Origin of the sequence: Kocuria sp. PD6 (assembly GCF_031844145.1) — a bacterium.
Lineage (GTDB): Bacteria > Actinomycetota > Actinomycetes > Actinomycetales > Micrococcaceae > Kocuria > Kocuria marina.
Window position 1 is genome coordinate 214,711 of the sequence record NZ_JAUZUS010000006.1, and the last position, 18,958, is coordinate 233,668.

An 18,958-nucleotide genomic window follows, 5' to 3' on the forward strand; every position below is an offset into this window, starting at 1 on the left:
GTAGGTGTCTGGATTTTGCCAGGCACGGCGTTGCTCGGATGCGGCGCACCCGAACGTGGGCACACCAACGCACTATGGTACGCCCGTGGCGACGCACAGTCGATCCGGGCCGCGCGCATCCCGGTACGCTGGGCCCGTGAGGACCTCCCCCCGCCCTCCCGTCACCCCGGTACGACGCCGCGCGCTCGCCATCCTGAGCACCGTCCTGTTGTGCGCGACCGCCTGCGCGGGCCCGCAGCCCGACCCGTCCGCGTCGTCGGCGCCCGAGCCCACCGGACCCGTTCCCGGGGTGGCCCGTAATGCGCCGTTGCATGCCGTGGACCCGGGTCTCGTGGCGGCCGCCCGGGACATCCCCGAGACCTATCCGGGGAGTGCACCCCGCACGAACGATCCCACCGTGCGGGTGACCCTGGGCCGGACGAGTCCCGGGGACGAGGACTACCGGCACGGTTCCGTGGGGCTGTCCTTGGAGTCCACGGATCTGGCGGACCCTCGGCTGGAGGAGGACAATCACGACCTCATCTCGATCCTGCAGTCCCTCCATGAACCGACCCTGCGCTTCGGGGGCAACTCCACGGACCGGCGCTTCTTCTTCACCTCGACCGACGAACCGATCCCCACCGACTGGCCCCTGGCCAAGGGGGAGAAGATCACGAAGGTCACCCCGACGGACCTGGAACGCGTCGCGGCCCTCGCCCGCCGTACGGGGACGTCCGTGATCCTGAGCGCCAACCTGGCCCGCTACGACCCGGACCGGGCGGCAGATCTGGCGGCGCACGCGCGTGCGGCGTTCGGGGACCGGCTCGTGGGGCTGATGATCGGTAACGAGCCCAACGGGTTTCACCGGGGCTCGGACGACCCCCTCAACGTCAAGGGACCGGAGTGGAACCGGGCGGTCTACGCTCGTCAACTCACCGCCTACGCCCGCGCGGTGCACCGGAAGGTTCCGCACCTGCGCATCGTGGCACCGGGGGCCTATTCCGATCCGTGGTGGGAAGTCGCCGCCGAGGCCCCGGGCACGGCTCCCTTCGCCCTCGCACTGCACCAATACCCACTCTCCGAGTGCGGGATGCGGTGGACCCGGCAGAAGCCCACGGTGACCAACGCGGTGGCCCCGCAGACCCGCGAGCGCGTGGACGCCCTGGTCTCCCGCGCCCGCTCCGTGGCGGACGAGCACCGCGTACCGCTGTGGATCACCGAGACATCGCTGTCCTCGTGCCCCGGCGGGAACCAGATCACGGAGACCCTGGCCGCCGCCGTCTACCAGGCCGACTACTCCGTCCGGGTCCAGGCGCTCGCCGCGGAACGGGTCACCGCGCACTCGTCCCTGGGCCCGTGCCACGGTGGCCCGCCCATGTCCCCGCTGTGCTCGGACGGCACCGTGGGCTCGCCCGGCGAACGCTTCGGGCTGCGCGCCAACGGCCTCGCGCTCGCGTTGATCGCGAGCATTCCGCAGGGCACCATGACTCCGGCGCGCACCGGGTCCGAGGACCTCACGGCGTTCGCGGTGACCCACGCGGACGGGAGCACCTCGCTCGTGCTCTCCGACTTCCGGGACCCGGCCACCGCGGGCCCCCGCACCACCACGGTCACCACGCCCGGGCCGGTGCAGCGCGTCACGCAGTCCCAGTTGCGCGGCGGCTCGTGGCGCGCCACCGCTCCGGTGGGCGACGCCGCGGACGCCCCGGGCTCACCCGACGGCGCTACAGCCGGGGAGCAGGCGACGGACGACGCCGCACCGGGGGCGACGTCGTCGTACCCCGCGGACCCGCGCGTGCACCTGAGCGTGGAGAACGCGCTACGCTCCTCGGCCGACGGCGCGGTGAGCGTGGACGGCTACGGCCTGCCCATCACCCCGCCCGCCGACCGACCCGAGGTCGCTGGGGTGCGGTCGGGAGCGACGTCGTTCGCGGTCTCGCTGCCCGCCGGCACCACCACAGTGCTTACCATCGAGACGGAACACGCCACGGCCCGGCCGAGCGCCACCGCGTCGCCCTCCGGGGACGGGACCCCCACCCCGAAGGCCACACCGGGGGTGCCCCGGGCCACCACACGCAGCGGAGGTCAGTGAATGAACACGACGAGCGCACACGGGGAGTACAAGGTCCCCGGCGGGAAACTGGTGGTCGCGGACTTCGACGTCACGGACGGACACCTGGAGAACGTGTCCATCAACGGGGACTTCTTCCTGGAACCGGACGAGGCGCTCGCGGACATCAATGCGGCCCTGACCGGTCTGGCCGAGGACACGTCGCCGCAGGACATGGTCAAGCGGATCGAGGCGGCCGTGCCGCGCGACGCCGTGCTGTTCGGCTTCGACGCACGCGCCGTGGTGATCGCGGTGCGCCGCGCGCTGGACCGGGCCACGAGCTGGTCCGATCACGCGTGGGAGGTGATCCCCGCGCAGGTGCGCCCCACCCTCGAGAACCTCGCACTGGACGAGGTTCTCGCCAAGGAGGTGGGCGCGGGACACCGCCATCCCACGCTGCGGATCTGGGACTGGGACGAGCCCGCCGTGGTAATCGGATCGTTCCAGTCCGTGCGCAACGAGGTGGACCCGGAGGGGGCCGCGCGTCACGGGATACAGGTGGTACGCCGGGTCTCCGGGGGTGGGGCCATGTTCATGGAGGCCGGTAACTGCATCACGTACTCGCTGTACGTGCCGCAGACCCTGGTGGACGGGATGAGTTTCGCGGATTCCTACCCGTTCCTGGACGCGTGGGTCATGCAGGCCTTCGCGGACCTGGGGGTCGAGGCGTTCTATGTACCACTCAACGACATCGCCACGCCCCAGGGCAAGATCGGGGGAGCGGCGCAGAAGCGCTTCGCCAACGGCGGGATGGTGCATCACGTGACCATGAGTTACGACATCGACGCCGAGAAGATGACGGACGTGTTGCGCATCGGCAAGGAGAAGCTCTCGGACAAGGGCACCCGCTCCGCGAAGAAGCGCGTGGACCCGTTGCGACGCCAGACGGGGCTGGCCCGCCGGGACGTGATCTCGGCGCTGACCCGCACGTTCACGCAACGCTACTCGGCCGGTGTTGGTAAGGTCTCAGACAGCGAACTCGCCGCCGCCCGGGAGCTGGTGGAGCACAAATTCGGGACCGAGGGATGGATTCACCGCGTGCCGTAGGTACTATGTGCGATAGCAATCAACGGCTCCGCCGACCGACGGCCCGCCCCCCGGGGCGGGATCCCCAGCGTCGCCGTGGCGGCAGCGCTGTCCGGTGAGTGTCGCTTGATTCCGACCCCCCCACCCACGGAGTGCCACGTGTCCATGAACCAGTTCGAGTTCGACGAAGAACAGTCCCGCCCGCGCGGAAAACACACCGGACGCAACATCCTGCTCACGGTGCTGGCCCTCCTGCTGGTGGTGGGCGTGGTCGCCGGTCTGTTCGTGTGGAACCTGGGTCGCAACTTCGATCGTGGGGCCTCGACCCTGGAATCGGCGTTCCCCGAGGAGTCGGCCCGCCCGGCCAAGGGCTCCGCCCAGGACGCCGGCACCACCGTGTTGCTCCTGGGTTCGGACAAGCGCCCCGACGGTGTGGACCCCAACGTCACCGGCTCCCGCGCGGACTCCATCATGCTGCTGCACATCCCCGAGGACGGGGGGCAGATGTACGTCATGTCCATCATGCGCGACACGTGGGTGGACATCCCCGGGGTGGGGGAGTCCAAGATCAACGCCGCCCTGGACCACGGCGGGATGCCGCTCATGGTCGAGACCATCGAGCAGAACTTCGGGACCCGCGTGGACGAGGTCGCGCTCGTGGACTTCGCGGGTTTCGAGGGCCTCACCAACGCCCTGGGCGGGGTGACGGTCAACGTCCCCGAGGCCTTCACCTCCCAGGACGGACACCGCTTCGAGGCCGGGCCCCAGGAGCTGAGCGGGGAACAGGCGCTCGCGTTCGTGCGGGAGCGCTATGCGTTCTCGGACGGTGACTACCAGCGGGTGCGCAATCAGCGCGCGTACCTGCAGGCCATGATCAACAAGCTCGTCAGCGCCGGCACCCTGACCAATCCGCTGAAACTCAACGAGGTGGTCAAGGAGATCTCCCCGTACCTGACCGTGAGTGACGGCCTCACCTCCGGGTGGATCGCCCAACAGGCCCCCAAGCTCGTGGGCCTGAGCAGCAGTGACATCCACATGTTCACGGTGCCCAACAACGGCGTGGGCACCTCCTCGGACGGCCAGTCGATCATCGTCGCGGACACCGACGCCATGCAACGGATCGGCAAGGCCATCTCCGACGGCACCCTGGACCAGTACGCCACGTCCCTGGACCAGCAAGGCCAGTAACCGCTCGACCACCCCCACCCATCCCGACTCGTGCCCCCCCCCCCGCGAGAGGCCCATGAACCGCACACAACCCCCCGCAACCGGTACCTCACCGGGTGACCAGCCTCCGTTGAGGGTGCTGCTCATGGCCAGTTCCTACTGGCCCGAGCATTCGCCGCCCCAGCGGCGGTGGTACTCGCTCGTGAGCCACCTGCGGGAGCGGGGGTGGACCGTGTCCGTGGTGTGTCCCGTGGCGCACTACGGGGCGGGCCCGGACTACTCGACGCAAACGCGCGGTCGGGCGTGGCGGCGGCAGGCGGGGTTCCTGGGTGAACACATCTACCGGGTGCCCTACGTGTTCCTCGGGGACAATCGTGCCGGGAAGTTGCTGGACCAGCTCGTGAGCGCGGCCGCGTCCGTGGGGCGCGGGCTGTTCACGGGCCGTCAGAACGTAGTGGTGGTCACGGCGCCGTCGTTACCGTTGCTGGCGTCCGCGTTGCTCGTGGCGCGCGTCAAGGGGGTCCCCCTGGTCGTGGAGATGCGGGACGCGTGGCCCAACCTGGCCGAGGACGCCTCCCTGGTGCGCGGCGGGTCCAAGTCCGTGGTCAACCGCGCCGTGGTGTACGTGCAGAACCGCGCGGACCTCGTGGTCACGGTGACCCAGGGTTTCGCGCGCACCCTGCGCGAACGAGGGGTGAACAACGTGGTCACGGTGCGCAACGGCATCCTCCTGGAGCGCACACCGCAGCTGCCCCCGCCTCCGGCACGACGGCGCGGGCTGCGGGTGCTGTACCTGGGCAACCACGGCGAGTCCCAGTCCCTGGACCGGCTCATCCGCGCCGCCCACCTGGCCGGGGACTCGGTCCGTCTCACACTCGTGGGTCACGGCAGCCGCAAGCCCGCACTGCAGCAGCTGGCGCACCGGCTCGGCGCCAACGTGGAGTTCCTGCCCCCGGAGTACCGCGAGCGCGTGTTCGAGCGTTATCGCGACGCGGATTCGGTCGTGATCTCCCTGCGTGACGACTGGAAGTCGTTCGAGGACACCATCCCCTCCAAGACCTACGAGGTGCTCGCCGTGGGCCGGCACATCACCGCGGTCGTTCGTGGCGAGGCCGCCCACGTGCTCACCGACGCGGGCGAGGGGGACATCGTGGCCTCCGATCCAGAGCAGATCGCCGCGCTGTGGCGCGCGCTCGAGTCCGACCGTTCGCGACTGGTCCCCAGTGGGTCCGGCCGGGAATGGGTGCGGCACAACGCGGACTACGCGGACCTGTCCGTGCAGTACGATCAGCACCTGCGCGCCACCGTCCGCGAGTATTCCCGCGTGTGCGGTCAGGGCGTGCTGCCCCGCCTGGGCAGGGTGCTGCGTGCCGTCACGCGCGGCGTCGCGGGCGGGAGCCTCGGTGGCGTCGAGCGGATGGCCCCATGAGCTCACGGCGCCGCGAACGGTCCCGTGAACTCGCGGTCAACGCGTGGCTCACGGCTCGCACGATCGGCCAGCACGTCACCGACGACCCCGTGGTCTTCTGGTTGCAGGTCTCCCGCCGGTTGCCGCGGCGCTGGGTCACCCCCGCGGCCCGCATCCTCTCACGGGTCCCCGGCCCGCGTTGTCTCGCCGCCCGGGCCACCGCCCTCCATGTCCTGGGGGACGACGACGCTGCTCGCGCCGCCCTCTCCCGCGCTCTCGCCTCTGCAGGGAATTCGGAGCTCACGACGCAGGACCCGGGTCACGAGCACCGGGAACACGCAGGGCCGGACCAGACGCGTCCGGGCCCGCCGCGGCCGAGAACGGCGCTGAGCTCCCTGGCGCGGGGGGGCAGGAACGGAGACACATCGGCGTCGTTACGCGGCGGCGCGGAAGTGGCCCTGAGCATGGGGGACACCGGCCTCACCGCGAGCTTGCTCGCCGCACTCCCCGCCGACCATCCGGGAGCGGCTGCGACCCGCGCGCGCCTCGAGTGGTACCACGGCAACGTGGACCGCGCCGTGGAGGTGCTGGGCGACGCCGAGGCCTTCCGGCGGGCCACCCGCGGTGAACGAGCCCTCGCGCGCCGCCTGGCCGCCGAGCGGGACCTGCTGGGCGACTTCTTCCCGCGGCTGGAACCTGTCCGCGATTACCGGCCCAGGGACCGCACCGTGCTCTACGTCGTGACCAACTCCCTGCCGCACACCGCGAGCGGCTACGCGCAGCGCTCGCACTCGTACCTCACCGCACTGCGGGACGAGGGGTGGGACGTCCACGCCATGACCCGCCCGGGGTACCCCGTGCAGGTGGGCAAGGTGCTCGCCCGCCACACGGACGTCGTGGACGGGATCCCGTACCACCGCGTGCTCCCGCGGCGGCTGTCCGCGACCGCCACGGGACGTGTGCAGCAACACGCGCACGCGCTGCTGGAGCTCGCGCTGCGCACGCGGCCCGCTGTCCTGCACGCGACGAGCCACTATGTCAACGCGTTGGCCGTACACGCGGTGGCCCAGGCTTTGGGTATCCCGTGGGTCTACGAGGTTCGCGGACTCCTCGCGGACACGTGGGCCGCGACCCGCCCGCCGGAGGCCCTCACGTCCGAGCGCTACGAGCGCTTCCAGGCTCGGGAGGCGTGGGCCGTGACCACCGCGGACCGCACCGTGACGCTGGGCACGGAAATGGCCCGGCGACTCGAGGAGCTGCCTACACCGGCATCCGCCTCCGAAAACCCCCTGCGCGTGGACCTGGCCCCCAACGCCGTGGGCGGGGCCCTCGTGGAGAACGCACCGTCCCGGCACGACGCACGCGCCGCCCTGGGCCTCGCCCAGGAGACGTTTCTGATCGGCACCGTGACCTCCGTGGTGGACTACGAGGGCATTGATGACCTGCTGCGCGCCGCGGCCCAACTGCGCCCGCACATACCGTCCCTGGCGGTGCTCGTGGTGGGGGACGGCGTGGCCCGCCCCACCCTGCAGCGGTGGGCCCGCGAGCTCGGTCTCGAGGACGTCGTGACCTTCACCGGCCGCGTGGACCGAGCCCTCGCACCGCAGTACACCGCGTCCTTGGACGTCTTTGTGATCCCGCGCAAGGACCGCTCCGTGACCCGCGCGGTGACCCCCCTGAAGCCGGTCGAGGCCATGGCTGCGCGCACCGCCGTGGTCGCAAGTGATCTGCCCGCCCTGCGCGAGAGCGTGCGCCACGACGAGACCGGGCTGCTCACACCGCCCGAGGACCCGGACGCCCTTGCCGAGACACTGTTCGGCCTGGCCCGGGACCCCGAGCGCCGCGAACGCCTCGCGAACGCCGGACGGGACTGGGTGGTCGCACACAGGACGTGGCGGGTGATCGCCCGGCAAGCCTCCACGCGGTATGGTGAATTGAATGAAGACGTCCCCCGGACAGCGATCTACCCCCCGAGGAGACCGGAGCATGACTAGCAACACCGCCCAGGTCAGCGGGGGACACGGGCAACCGGAGGACCGCACCGTCGAGATCTTCGACCCCACCGCGATGCACGCCGTGGGCGCCCGCCCGCCCCTGCGTAAGTACCTCCAGGACCTGTGGGCCTCCCGTTACTTCATCCTCTACGACGCCCGCGTCCGCCTGGCCGTGAGCCAGGACCACACCCTGCTGGGCAAGGCATGGATCGTGCTCAACCCACTGCTACTGGGCTTTACGTTCTATCTCATCTTCGGGCTGCTGCTGCGCACCGGCCGGGGAATCGACAACTTCGTCGCGTTCATCGTGCTCGGACTCACGATGTTCTTGTACAGTTCCCGCTCCGTCGTCTCCGTCTCCCGCTCCATGACCTCCGCCAAGGCGCTTGTGCGCGGCTTCATGTTCCCGCGTGCCGCGCTCACGCTGTCCATCGTGGTGCGGGATGCCATGACACAGCTCTACGCTCTCGCGGCGATCCTGGTGTTCCTGCTGATCGTCCCGCCCCTGGAGCCCATCTCGTGGACGTGGCTGCTGCTGATCCCCGTCTTCGTACTGCAGAGCATCTTCAACTGGGGACTGGGCATGCTCCTGGCCCCGGCGGTGCACCGGATCCCGGACGTCTCCAACATCCTGTCCTTCTTCATGCGGCTGTGGATGTACTCCTCCGGCATCTTCTACGACCCTTCCCGCTTCGTGGACGACGAGCGCATTCTGGCCCTGTTCCACTTCAACCCCCTGTACCAGGTGCTCTACATCAGCCGCGATCTGGTGCTGCGCGCGCAAGTTCCCAGCTGGTCCTCGTGGGCCGTGTTGGTCACGGCATCCCTCGGGATCCTGATCGTGGGGTTCCTGGTGTTCTGGCGCAACGAGGAGAGCTACGCGGATGAACGCTAGGCACGACGACGTCGCGTCGCACACCCCGGGTATGTCGGGCGTTTCCGCGCAGCGCCTCAGCGGTGTGCCCGCCCCCGGCAACGGCGCTCCCGCACCTGCGCGGGAACCCGGCGCCGGGCCCGCCGTGGTGATCGACCACGTGAGCATGATCTACAACGTCACGTCCACGGGCGGTGGAGACGAGGTCCCGGTCCCCGCGCCGGTGCGATGGGCCCGGCGAGCGCTCGGGCGGCCCCCGATCGTGCGTAACCTGGCCGTCCACGACGTCACGCTCGCGGTGCACCAGGGCGAGTTCGTGGGGTTCATCGGGCGCAACGGGTCCGGGAAGTCCACGCTCATGAACATCGTGGCCGGGCAGATGAATCCTACGTCGGGGCGCGTCTACTCAGTGGACACCCCTGTGAAATTGGGGGTCAACGTCTCATTGGTGCCGGCGCTGTCCGGGGAGAAGAACATCCGCCTGGGCTGCCTGGCGCAGGGTATGCACCCGCGCCGGGTGGACGAATTGTTGCCCGAGCTCGTGGAGGTAGCTGCGCTGGGCAAAGCCATCCACTGGCCCATGAAGGCGTACTCCTCCGGGATGGCCGCGCGCTTGCGGTTCGCCGTGGCCACCGCCACAGACCCGCACATCCTCATCCTGGACGAGGCTCTGTCCACCGGGGACGCCCAGTTCCGCGAACGCGGGCAGGCCCGCATGGCCCAGATCCGCGAACAAGCCGGGTGTGTGCTGTTCGTGTCCCACTCGATGAACGAGGTACGGGAGATGTGCACCCGGGTGGTGTGGCTGGACCAGGGGGACACACTCATGGACGGGGACCCCGAGACCGTCACGGAGGAGTACGAGCAGTTCATGAAGCAGCTCGCCGCCGGCAACAACCTGGCCGCCCACAAACGTAAGTTCGAGCTGATGGATCGGCTCGTGCGCACCGAACTGCGGGAGGTGCACACGTGAGTCCCCGCTCGCTGACCGGTGATCTGCGCACCCAGTTGTGGCACCTGCGCCACGGCGGGGTGTCCCAGTGGCGGACCTACCGGCGCCGGGCGGGACTGCCCGCGGGACCGTCCGCGAGCGCCGTCGTCACCGGAGCCGGCCGCGACGCCGCCTCCGCCGGGAACGACGGCGCGCAGCGCACGGTCTCGTTCGCGGCACAGGAGTGGCCCGAGCGCGAACCGGTGCGCGGGGACCTCACCGCCGCGGTGATCCTGGACGACTTCTCCTTGCGCGCCTTCCACTACGAGTGGCACCAGGTGGTGCTCACACGGCGGAACTGGCGCGCCGAACTGGCTGCGCAGCCCGTGGACCTGCTGTTCGTGGAGTCCGCGTGGCACGGCAACGCGGACGAGTGGCAGTACCAACTCACCGGGACCTCGGGCGTGAAGGAGTCGATGCGCGAGCTCGTGGCCCACTGCCGCGAGCAGGGGATCCCTACGGTGTTCTGGAACAAGGAGGACCCGCCGCACTACGACGACTTCCTGGAGTGCGCGCGACTGTTCGACACCGTATTCACCACGGACGTCAACAAGATTCCCGACTACCACCGGGACCTGGGACACGAGCGCGTGGGGGTGCTGCCCTTCGCCGCGCAACCCGCCGTGCACAACCCCGCGCGGCCCCGCAACGGGTTCCACGAGCGGGACGTGGCCTTCGGGGGGATGTACTTCGCCCACAAGTTCCCCGAGCGGCGCGAGCAGATGGACGTGCTGCTCGGCGGCGCACACGATGCCTCGGCGAAACTTGACAGGGGGCTCGAGATCTTCTCCCGCTACCTGGGCCAGGACGAGCGCTACCAGTTCCCCGAGCCCCTGGACCAGCATGTGGTGGGCTCGCTGGGTTACGACCAGATGCTCACCGCCTACAAGGCGTACCGGGTCTTCCTCAACGTGAACTCGGTCGTGGATTCCCCGTCCATGTGTGCGCGGCGGATCTTCGAGATCACCGCGTGCGGCACCCCCGTGGTCTCCACGCCCTCCGAGGCCGTGCGACGGTACTTCTCCCACGACCAACTGTCCGTTGTTGCGGACCGCGAGCACGCCGCGGACGTCATCCGTGCCCTCGTGCGCAGCCCGGAACTGGCAGATCGCATGGTACACCGCGCGCAGCGCGAGATCTGGGCGCAGCACACCTACACGCACCGCGTGGAGACGATCGTGGAACGCGCCGTCCCGCAGCTCGCCGTCGCCCGCACCCGGCCCAGCGTCACCGTGTTGCTGTGCACCAACCGCCCGCATCGACTCTCGGACGCCCTGCGCGGGATCGCGGCCCAGGTGGACGTGGAGCTGGACGTGGTGCTCGTGGCCCACGGCTTCGACCCGCGGGCGCGGGACGTCCAGCGCGTCGTCGAGGACTGCGGGATCCAGCGCGTGACCACCGTGGCCGCGGACGCGTCCCTCACGCTGGGGGAGTGCCTCAACCTCGCGGTCGAGCACGCCACCGGGGACGTGCTGTCCAAGATGGACGACGACGACTACTACGCCCCGCGCTACCTCGCCGACCTCCTGGACGCCCTGCGTTACGCGAACGCGGACGTGGTGGGCAAGCAGGGGCACTACATGTACGTGGAGTCTCAGGACGCCACCCTGGTGCGCTTCCCACACCGAGAGCACCGATACACGGACTTCGTCATGGGGCCCACGATCACGGGCTACCGCGAGGTCTTCCGGCAGATCCCGTTCCAGCGGCGCAGCACGGGGGAGGACACGTCCTTCCTGGCCGCGGTGCGCGAAGCCGGCTACGTCATCTACTCGGCGGACCGCTTCAATTTCGTCCAGTTCCGCGGCTCGGACAGCCACACGTGGCAAGTGTCCGACGCCGCTGCGCTGGCCTCGGGACGTGTCGTCATGTTCGGGGACAGCACCCGTCATGTGACGATATGATCCTAAGGATTCTGCATGTTTACGTTGAAAATGAATGGAAGTTCCGGTCAATCGGAACGAACCAGCAAACGCGTGGTGAGGTGCGTCAATGAGTGAGCCGTTGGAAGTCGTGTTCGTGGGGCTGGGGTACATCGGTCTACCCACCGCGGTGGTCATGGCGAATCACGGGGTGCGGGTCCACGGCGTGGACGTGAACGCCTCCGCGGTGGAGCGGATCCAGCGCGGCGAGGTCACGATCGTGGAGCCGGGGCTCGAGGAGCAGCTCAAGAAGGCGATCGACAGCGGCCAGCTCACCGCGACGACCGAGATGCAGCACGGTGACGCGTTCGTGATCGCGGTGCCCACCCCGTTCAAGGAGAACTACGAGGGCGACCTGTCCTACATCCTCTCCGCGGCCGAATCCATCGCTCCTCAGCTGCGCGGTGACGAGACCGTGATCCTCGAATCCACCTCCCCGCCACGCACCACCCAGACGCTCGCCCGTAAGATCATGGAGCTGCGTCCTGACCTGTCCCTGGACGGGGAAGACGGCAAGCCCGTGGTGTACTTCGCGTACTGCCCCGAGCGCATCCTGCCGGGCAAGGCGCTCGAGGAACTGGTCAGCAACGACCGCATCATCGGCGGCAGCACCCCCGAGGCCGCGCGCCGCGCCAAGGAGGTCTACGCGTCTTTCTGCCAGGGTGAACTGCTCGCCACGGACGACGTCACGGCGGAGATGTCCAAGCTCACGGAGAACTCGTTCCGTGACGTGAACATCGCGTTCGCCAACGAGCTGTCCCTGATCGCGGACAAGCTGGGCATCGACGTGTGGGAGCTCATCGAGCTGGCCAACCACCACCCCCGTGTGAACATTCTGCAGCCGGGCCCCGGCGTGGGCGGGCACTGCATCGCGGTGGACCCGTGGTTCATCGTGGCCGCGGACCGGGAGAACTCACGCCTGATCCGCACCGCCCGCGAGGTCAACGACGGGAAGCCGAAGTGGGTCATCTCCAAGGTGGAGGAAGCCTGCTCCCACGTGGAGTCCCCGGTGATCGCGGCCCTGGGCCTCGCGTTCAAGGCCAACATCGACGACCTGCGTGAATCCCCGGCCATGAACATCACCAAGGACCTGGCCGAGCACGTGAGCCACGCGACGGTCCTGGCCGTGGAGCCGAATGTCTCCGAGCTGCCCAAGGGCCTGCAAGGCCTGGCGAATGTGGAGTTCGCGGACTACCAGGACGCGATCGAGCGCGCGGACGTGGTCCTGCTGCTCGTGGACCACGACGAGTTCAAGACCCTGCCGGCCACCGCGCTCAAGGGCAAGGCCGTGGTGGACACGAAAGGTCTGTGGCGCTGAGCGGCGGCGGAACGTCGTAGCCCCCGATATGACACGCGCAAGGTCACACAGAACAGCACAGCGCCAGCACTACTCGTACGGCGACATGGATGCCTTCGTACGGGCGCAATCCATTCCGGACGGCTTGCACTCCGTGGAACATGGACACGGTCTCGTCACCGACGTGCTGGTTGCCGACCGAGGCGCCGACGTCACCTTCGTCACCTTCAACGGGGCGGCCTCGGCGGGTGCCCCGCGGCCGTACTTCCAGGGAACGGGCCTCCTGGATGAAATCGAGGCACGAAGCGGGCCCATCAATCGGGTACACGTCCACGATGCCTTGTTGCGCGCATCGGAGGAGCTGCGCATCGGTTGGTATCTCGGTACCCCCGAGGTAGATCTGGCCCGTGAAGTGACACGGCTCCTGACGAAGATCCTTGATCAATTGTGCAGGGGGCCGGTCATCCTCTTCGGGAGCTCCGCCGGCGGTTTCGCGGCTCTCACCCAGGGCGAGCTACTGACTGACACCGTGGTGGTCGCCGCGAATCCGCAGCTCAGCCTCGAGCGCTACGAGCCGAGTCTGTACCGCAAGTGGCTTGAGCTGGGCGGTTGGCGGGATCCGGGCGCACCCCTGCCCTCGCCCGGTGATGTGGAATCACGCGCGACACTGTGGGACGCCCCGAGCCAAAACACGCCCCGTCACACGTACCTGCTGCTCAACGTCAACGACGATCTGCACCTTCACAGTCACGTCGTCCCGTGGCTGGGGGAACTGGCCACGCCCAGACCTCTGACGGCCGTGCTGGGTACCACGTGGGGGCCCCAACACACTCCCGCCCCACGACATGAGTTGTCGCTATTCCTGGATCAGCTCGTCGCGGATCTTCGTGGGGGGCGGGAGACGCGATCGGCCCGGGGCCTGGGGGAGGTGGTCGTCCAACCGACGGCGCGCGGGCTCAGCGAGGCCATCGCGAATCTGCGGGGCATCGGCCCACAGGCCGCGACCGAGATCGACATACGCGGCCACGGTGCGCGTTTCGTACTGCGCGATCCCCAGCCGGGACGACCCGTCACCTTGAATGCCGGTTTGCGAGCGAGCGGCACCCATTTGCTGCGGTCCTTCCTGGTCTCCGTGGAGGCGGAACGAGACGGCACCACCTACACCCAGCCCATCGGACCCGCGGTATGGTCCGCGGATCCCTTGGTGCACCAATTCGTCTATCTGCCTCTTCGCGAGGGTCATACCCGATATATCCAGGAGTTCACTCCGCCACCGGACGTGACCATTGTGGCTGTCCGCCTCTGCCAGTGGAGGAGAGGCTCCCCGGCACAGGTTTTTCTGACCGACATCAATCTTCACACCAGCGATCACTAGCCCCCCGTAGCGTTCTAAGGATCCGTCGCATGAACCCCCCATCCCTGTTTCAGTCCGCACGCGCAGGCCTCTGGCACCTCCGCACGAACGGCTTACCCGGTCTGGTGGAATGGCAGCGTCGCCAGGAATCTCTTACCGAGGTGCGGACCGCACTCTGGCATTTCCGACAGGGAGGCCCCAGCGAACTCCTCTTGTGGCAGATGCGTCGTACCAAGGTGACTCCCGCGGTGGAACCCCCCAAACCGAAGGCTCTCGAACTCGCCAATCGTGTCGACTTCGAGCCCTACGAACCTCGAGAGGTCGGCCCCCGACGTCCGGACATCACCGCCGCGGTGATACTCGATGATTTCACCGCAGATGCCTTTTCCCACGAGTGGAACATCATTCGGCTGCGGCGGGATGACTGGGTCTCGCAGATGAAGGGTCAGAAAATCGATGTGCTCTTCGTCGAATCCGCATGGCACGGCAACGGCGACCAATGGGCACGGCTGATCGGTAAACAACGCTCCTACAGTCCTGAACTTCGCGACCTGGTCGTGTGGTGTCGGGCATCCGGGATACCCACGGTGTTCTGGAACAAGGAGGACCCGCCCCATTACGCCGACTTCGTGGGTTCTGCGGGGCTCTTCGATCTGGTTCTCACCACCGATTCCAACAAGATCCCCAAATACCGCGAGGATCTCGGCCATGATGCGGTGGCCGTGATGCCTTTCGCGGCGCAGACCGAGATCCACAGCCCGGCCAGGAACGGCGTGGAGCGCGACGTGCGGGGTGTGGCCTTCGGCGGAATGTACTTCGCCCACAAGTTCCCGCAGCGGCGAGATCAAATGAAGCTTCTGCTCGGAGGGGCCATAGACGCGGAGAAGAAGACCGGTGACCGACTGGAGATCTTCTCCCGGTACCTGGGCGAGATCGAGAAGTACCAATTCCCCGGAGAGCTGGGGGAGCACGTCGTAGGATCGCTGTCCTACGACCGGATGCTCCGCGCGTACAGGGCATACGAGGTATTCCTCAACGTCAACACGGTCACCAATTCACCAACCATGTGCGCCCGGCGCCTCTTCGAGATCACCGCGTGTGGCACCTCCGTGGTCACCACACCGTCCGCGGCGGTCCGCGAGTATTTCGCGGAAGACGAGATCCTCATGGCCAGTTCGCGCAAACAAGCGGAGAATCACCTGCGCTCACTCGTGCAGTCACCCGAGTTGCGAGACCGCATGGTTCACCGCGCCCAGCGCAAGATCTGGGACCGCCACACGTATGCGCACCGTGCGGAGGCCATTCTCGAGCAGCTCGTCCCGGATAAGCACCGTCCTCTCACCACGCCCCGGGTGAGTGTCCTGGTGCCCACGGTGCGTCCCCAGCAACTCGAGCACATCGCGCAGATGGTGGGACAACAAAAGGGCGTCGAAATCCAGTTGATCCTCCTGACGCACGGGTTCGATCCTTCCACCGACGACATGGCGCTGATGCGTGACGTCGCGGGTGTTGAGGTGGTGCAGCACACCGTGGCCGCAGACCGGTCCCTCGGATACATGCTCAACGAGGGGGCCGCGATCGCCGATGGATCGGTGTTGTCCAAGATGGACGACGATGACTACTACGGTCCCCAATACCTGAAGGACCTGCTACGTGCCAAGTTTCACAGCCGCGCGGACGTTGTGGGAAAGGCCGCGCATTACATGCACCTTGCGAACCGCGACATCATCCTGCGTCGCCAGCCGGACCAGGAGCATCGATTCGTGGACGGCATCATCGGACCCACGATCACGGCAGACCGGCAAGTGTTCCTCGATCACCCGTTCGGCGATCGCACTCGCGGGGAGGATTCCACCTTCCTGAAAGACGTTCGGGCCGCAGGTGGCGTGATCTACTCGGCCGATCGCTTCAACTTCTGCCAATTACGAGGCCGGCAGAAGCACACCTGGAAGGTGCATGACGAGGCGTTCCTGGCCACAGGGCGGGTCGAGGGATTCGGAGATCCCATTGCCCACGTCACTGTCTAGTACCGAGCGTCCGAGCTTGTTCGCACTGAAAGGACCGGCAATCAGATGGACAACATCAACGACCTGATCCATGTGATCCAACACGAAGTGGACCTTGCGAGAACCGCGGCCGAAGAATTACGTCAGGCCCGATCGGACAACGCGCGGTACCTGGAAGCGATCCGCGAGCGCGATGCACTGATCAGGGAATACATCGAAACCATCCAAATTCTCCGCTCCAAAGCGGCAGGGAGCGGGGCCAGCTCATGAAGCACCTCAACATGGCACAGGAAGCCACACGCACAAAACATGGTCGAGCCACCGCCGAATGGATCGCCGAACGCAGCCGCCGCGCCGCCGAGCACTATGCCACGGAGGGCTTCCGGCGAGAATCCGCTCGGGGCCGAGTTGTTCCGTACCTGGATCCCGCCGCGCCCGACTTCGTCAAGCAGGTTTCGGAGGCGGCCGACTCCTCCGGCATGACCGATTTGGAATCTGTTGCGCGAGAACTTCCCGCATCGTTCGGGAGTCGCATGCTGCGGGTATCGCAGCGCCGAGTGGGCGTCGTCGGTGGCCGGGAAATCGCGGACCTGGTGGAGGGCACAGCGGACATCCGCCGGCTGGGGATGGACAGCAATTCCGAGCACGTGAGAGAGCTCGATCTCCTCTTGGTCGCTTTGCCTGTTGTGGGGCGCGAACCACCCTTGACCGCGGACGAACTCGATGTTCTGGCGCGGCGTATCATTCCCGCCGCGCGAGAGTTCGGTATCCCCACCGTGGGCATGACATTGTCCGACCCGTGGCGTGTGGCCGCAACCCGCAAAATTGCGGGGAACGTCGATTGGCTCTTGACCACGGACCCGGAGGGCCCCAATCGGTACGGCAAACACATGACGACGTCAGGGCGCGTCATGGTTGTTGATTCCCATTTCAATCCCCTGCGGTTCTCACCGGTGGGGAGGGAACGGCACCGGGCCGGTGGAGCCCTGTTCTCCGGACGACTGCCCAGTACCGCCCAGCCGGGGCGACTACGGGCGTGGCGGAGTATTCTCTCCGGTCTACGACGGCACGACACGAAGTTGACCCTGGCCAGCTCTGCCGTGATGGACGGAGTTCCAGAAAAGACACGCGGGCTTTTCCCCTCGGAGTACCTCAATTTCCTGACTTACCAACCGGATGATGAACTGAGGTCCAGGGTCCTGCGACTCTTCGACCTCCACGTCCTGGCGCACCTGCAGCCGGGTGCGGGGCACGCCCATCCCCTCGAGACGCTGGAGGCACTCGCCTCCGGGGGAGTGTGCATGTCCACGTATTCAGTGGCCATGAACAACGACTACCCGCACGTCTTGCTACCGGACGGATCGGACGACGCCGAGCTGGAAGTCGCATTGCTGGACCATGATCGGCCGCATCTCAGGCGACTCCAGATGGAAGGTGTGCGCCGCGCCTTCGCCCGGCAGACGGCGGACCGCTTGATGTCCGAGATCCTGCGACAGACCGGGCTGGAAGACACCCCACGGAAGACCGTGGTGCTCTGGCGGGCCAATGAGGACGATTCGGACAGTGAGCTGTTCGCAAGCCAGGTCGTGACGCCTGACGTCGACCTCCGCCGTGTCGGGATGTACGAGCCGGCACCGGGTGATGCAATCATCGACATCCGCGTGGGGCGTCAAACGACGGGCCACTACTACTTGGCACAGGACCTGATCAACGCCTTCCGAATGGCTTCCGTGTCAACCGTGTGCATGAGCGTCGATGCGCCTGAATCCAGGGTTTTCGAGATCGTGTCAGACCACGAATGCAAGGAAGCTGACGTCGTGGCGTCATGGGTCGGAGCGGACGAGGCGCAGTTCGACGGGGCCTTCGTCATGGACCCGTCGGCGATTCAGCCTGGCGGGCGTGACGACGCATCGGCCGGATTGGGGCGTCCCAAACTCCTGTCAGTCATCGTGCCCGTGTACAACAACGGGCCGTACCTGGTTCGGAAATGTCTGGAATCGCTACGCCGTTCCACGGCGTTCCCGGATATGGAAATCATCCTGGTCGACGACGGGTCGACCTCGCCCGAAACTCGCGCCATCGTCCGGGAAATGGCCGGCTTGTGGGATAACGTACGCACTCACTTCTTCCCGCCGGGTGGCTCCGGTAGCGCGTCTCGGCCTCGCAACAAGGGCCTCGAGATGGCCTCGACCCCCTGGGTCACCTATTTGGATCCCGACAATGAGGGAGTCGGAGATGGGTATGCGGCCCTCTTGCGCATCTGTCAGGAAACCGGGGTGGATTTCGCCATAGGTGACATGCTCCGTTATGCCAAGACCCGCACCCTCACCAGGAACGTGGGAACTCTGCGATCCGTGATCCGGACGAACGAGCACGGTGTGGGGGAGGTGCCGCACGACGCTCTGACCCGTATCGATTTCCAGCCTATGAGTATCCAGGCATTAGTAGCCGACACCCAATGGCTAAAGTCTCTCCACCTCGAGCAACCGGTAGGGGCACTCGGGCAGGATTCGCTGTTCTTCCAACAAATGCTTCACGGGGCTCGGACCGTCGCCCTAGTGGACAAACCGATTCACACGTATTACGGCGAAGTTGCTGGATCAATGGTGAATACCGTCACTCCCACATTCTTCCGAAAGTACATCCCCTTGGAGGAAGCGCGGAGTCGATGGTTACGCGAGCATGACTTGTTCGATGAATACGTTCGTCGGCGCATGCGGCGCTACGTGACCGTGTGGTTCCTGCCGAAGTTCAACAAGGCCGTCTCCCTTGACGACAGGGAAGAAGCCTTCGAGCTGTTGAGATCACTCTGCGGGACGTACGGTTTAGA

Annotated in this window: 13 protein-coding genes; all 13 read left to right on the top strand. The window is 67.2% G+C overall.

Features of this window, described 5'->3' with window-relative positions; all coding sequences use genetic code 11:
* Positions 1-136 precede the first annotated feature (136 nt).
* A complete protein-coding gene (locus tag Q9R22_RS07820) occupies positions 137-2,071 on the top strand; it encodes a hypothetical protein (protein WP_131332916.1) in 1,935 nt (644 codons plus the stop codon).
* Positions 2,072-3,136: a lipoyl protein ligase domain-containing protein gene (locus tag Q9R22_RS07825; RefSeq protein ID WP_145004617.1), complete on the top strand. Its 1,065-nt coding sequence runs from the start codon at positions 2,072-2,074 to the stop codon at positions 3,134-3,136. It begins immediately after the preceding gene.
* Positions 3,137-3,280: 144 nt separating this feature from the next.
* Positions 3,281-4,303 (top strand): LCP family protein, encoded by a 1,023-nt coding sequence (locus Q9R22_RS07830; RefSeq protein WP_242670693.1) that lies wholly within the window; start codon positions 3,281-3,283, stop codon positions 4,301-4,303.
* A 124-nt stretch (positions 4,304-4,427) separates the two neighbouring features.
* Positions 4,428-5,711 (top strand): glycosyltransferase family 4 protein, encoded by a 1,284-nt coding sequence (locus Q9R22_RS07835; RefSeq protein ID WP_311254141.1) that lies wholly within the window; start codon positions 4,428-4,430, stop codon positions 5,709-5,711.
* Positions 5,708-7,684: a glycosyltransferase family 4 protein gene (locus tag Q9R22_RS07840; protein ID WP_311254142.1), complete on the top strand. Its 1,977-nt coding sequence runs from the start codon at positions 5,708-5,710 to the stop codon at positions 7,682-7,684. Before Q9R22_RS07835 ends, Q9R22_RS07840 begins: the two co-directional genes overlap by 4 nt.
* Positions 7,677-8,579 (top strand): ABC transporter permease, encoded by a 903-nt coding sequence (locus Q9R22_RS07845; RefSeq protein ID WP_311254143.1) that lies wholly within the window; start codon positions 7,677-7,679, stop codon positions 8,577-8,579. Before Q9R22_RS07840 ends, Q9R22_RS07845 begins: the two co-directional genes overlap by 8 nt.
* Positions 8,569-9,531: an ABC transporter ATP-binding protein gene (locus Q9R22_RS07850; RefSeq protein ID WP_260981592.1), complete on the top strand. Its 963-nt coding sequence runs from the start codon at positions 8,569-8,571 to the stop codon at positions 9,529-9,531. The genes Q9R22_RS07845 and Q9R22_RS07850 overlap by 11 nt, the downstream gene beginning before the upstream one ends.
* Positions 9,528-11,453 carry a glycosyltransferase gene (locus Q9R22_RS07855; protein WP_145004627.1) on the top strand — a complete coding sequence of 642 codons (1,926 nt, stop codon included), beginning with the start codon at positions 9,528-9,530 and terminating at the stop codon, positions 11,451-11,453. The genes Q9R22_RS07850 and Q9R22_RS07855 overlap by 4 nt, the downstream gene beginning before the upstream one ends.
* Before the next feature lie 88 nt (positions 11,454-11,541).
* Entirely contained in the window at positions 11,542-12,789 is a 1,248-nt protein-coding gene (gene wecC, locus Q9R22_RS07860) for a UDP-N-acetyl-D-mannosamine dehydrogenase (RefSeq protein ID WP_145004629.1), read from the top strand.
* A gap of 85 nt (positions 12,790-12,874) precedes the next feature.
* Positions 12,875-14,143, top strand: coding sequence for a hypothetical protein (locus Q9R22_RS07865; protein WP_145004632.1), 1,269 nt, complete (start codon positions 12,875-12,877; stop codon positions 14,141-14,143).
* Between the two features lie 29 nt (positions 14,144-14,172).
* Positions 14,173-16,149 carry a glycosyltransferase gene (locus Q9R22_RS07870; RefSeq protein WP_145004635.1) on the top strand — a complete coding sequence of 659 codons (1,977 nt, stop codon included), beginning with the start codon at positions 14,173-14,175 and terminating at the stop codon, positions 16,147-16,149.
* Between the two features lie 45 nt (positions 16,150-16,194).
* Positions 16,195-16,398, top strand: coding sequence for a hypothetical protein (locus Q9R22_RS07875; protein WP_145004639.1), 204 nt, complete (start codon positions 16,195-16,197; stop codon positions 16,396-16,398).
* Positions 16,395-18,958 (top strand): glycosyltransferase (locus Q9R22_RS07880; protein WP_311254144.1); only part of this gene is annotated, 2,564 nt, incomplete at its 3' end. The genes Q9R22_RS07875 and Q9R22_RS07880, both read left to right, overlap by 4 nt.

What these genes read in the sequence shown, in the direction of transcription:
- Q9R22_RS07825 (WP_145004617.1), top strand. Translation starts at nt 2,072, where the DNA reads ATGAACACGACGAGCGCACACGGGGAGTACAAGGTCCCCGGCGGGAAA.
- Q9R22_RS07830 (WP_242670693.1), top strand. Translation starts at nt 3,281, where the DNA reads ATGAACCAGTTCGAGTTCGACGAAGAACAGTCCCGCCCGCGCGGAAAA.
- Q9R22_RS07835 (WP_311254141.1), top strand. Translation starts at nt 4,428, where the DNA reads ATGGCCAGTTCCTACTGGCCCGAGCATTCGCCGCCCCAGCGGCGGTGG.
- Q9R22_RS07840 (WP_311254142.1), top strand. Translation starts at nt 5,708, where the DNA reads ATGAGCTCACGGCGCCGCGAACGGTCCCGTGAACTCGCGGTCAACGCG.
- Q9R22_RS07845 (WP_311254143.1), top strand. Translation starts at nt 7,677, where the DNA reads ATGACTAGCAACACCGCCCAGGTCAGCGGGGGACACGGGCAACCGGAG.
- Q9R22_RS07850 (WP_260981592.1), top strand. Translation starts at nt 8,569, where the DNA reads ATGAACGCTAGGCACGACGACGTCGCGTCGCACACCCCGGGTATGTCG.
- wecC (WP_145004629.1), top strand. Translation starts at nt 11,542, where the DNA reads ATGAGTGAGCCGTTGGAAGTCGTGTTCGTGGGGCTGGGGTACATCGGT.
- Q9R22_RS07865 (WP_145004632.1), top strand. Translation starts at nt 12,875, where the DNA reads ATGGATGCCTTCGTACGGGCGCAATCCATTCCGGACGGCTTGCACTCC.
- Q9R22_RS07870 (WP_145004635.1), top strand. Translation starts at nt 14,173, where the DNA reads ATGAACCCCCCATCCCTGTTTCAGTCCGCACGCGCAGGCCTCTGGCAC.
- Q9R22_RS07875 (WP_145004639.1), top strand. Translation starts at nt 16,195, where the DNA reads ATGGACAACATCAACGACCTGATCCATGTGATCCAACACGAAGTGGAC.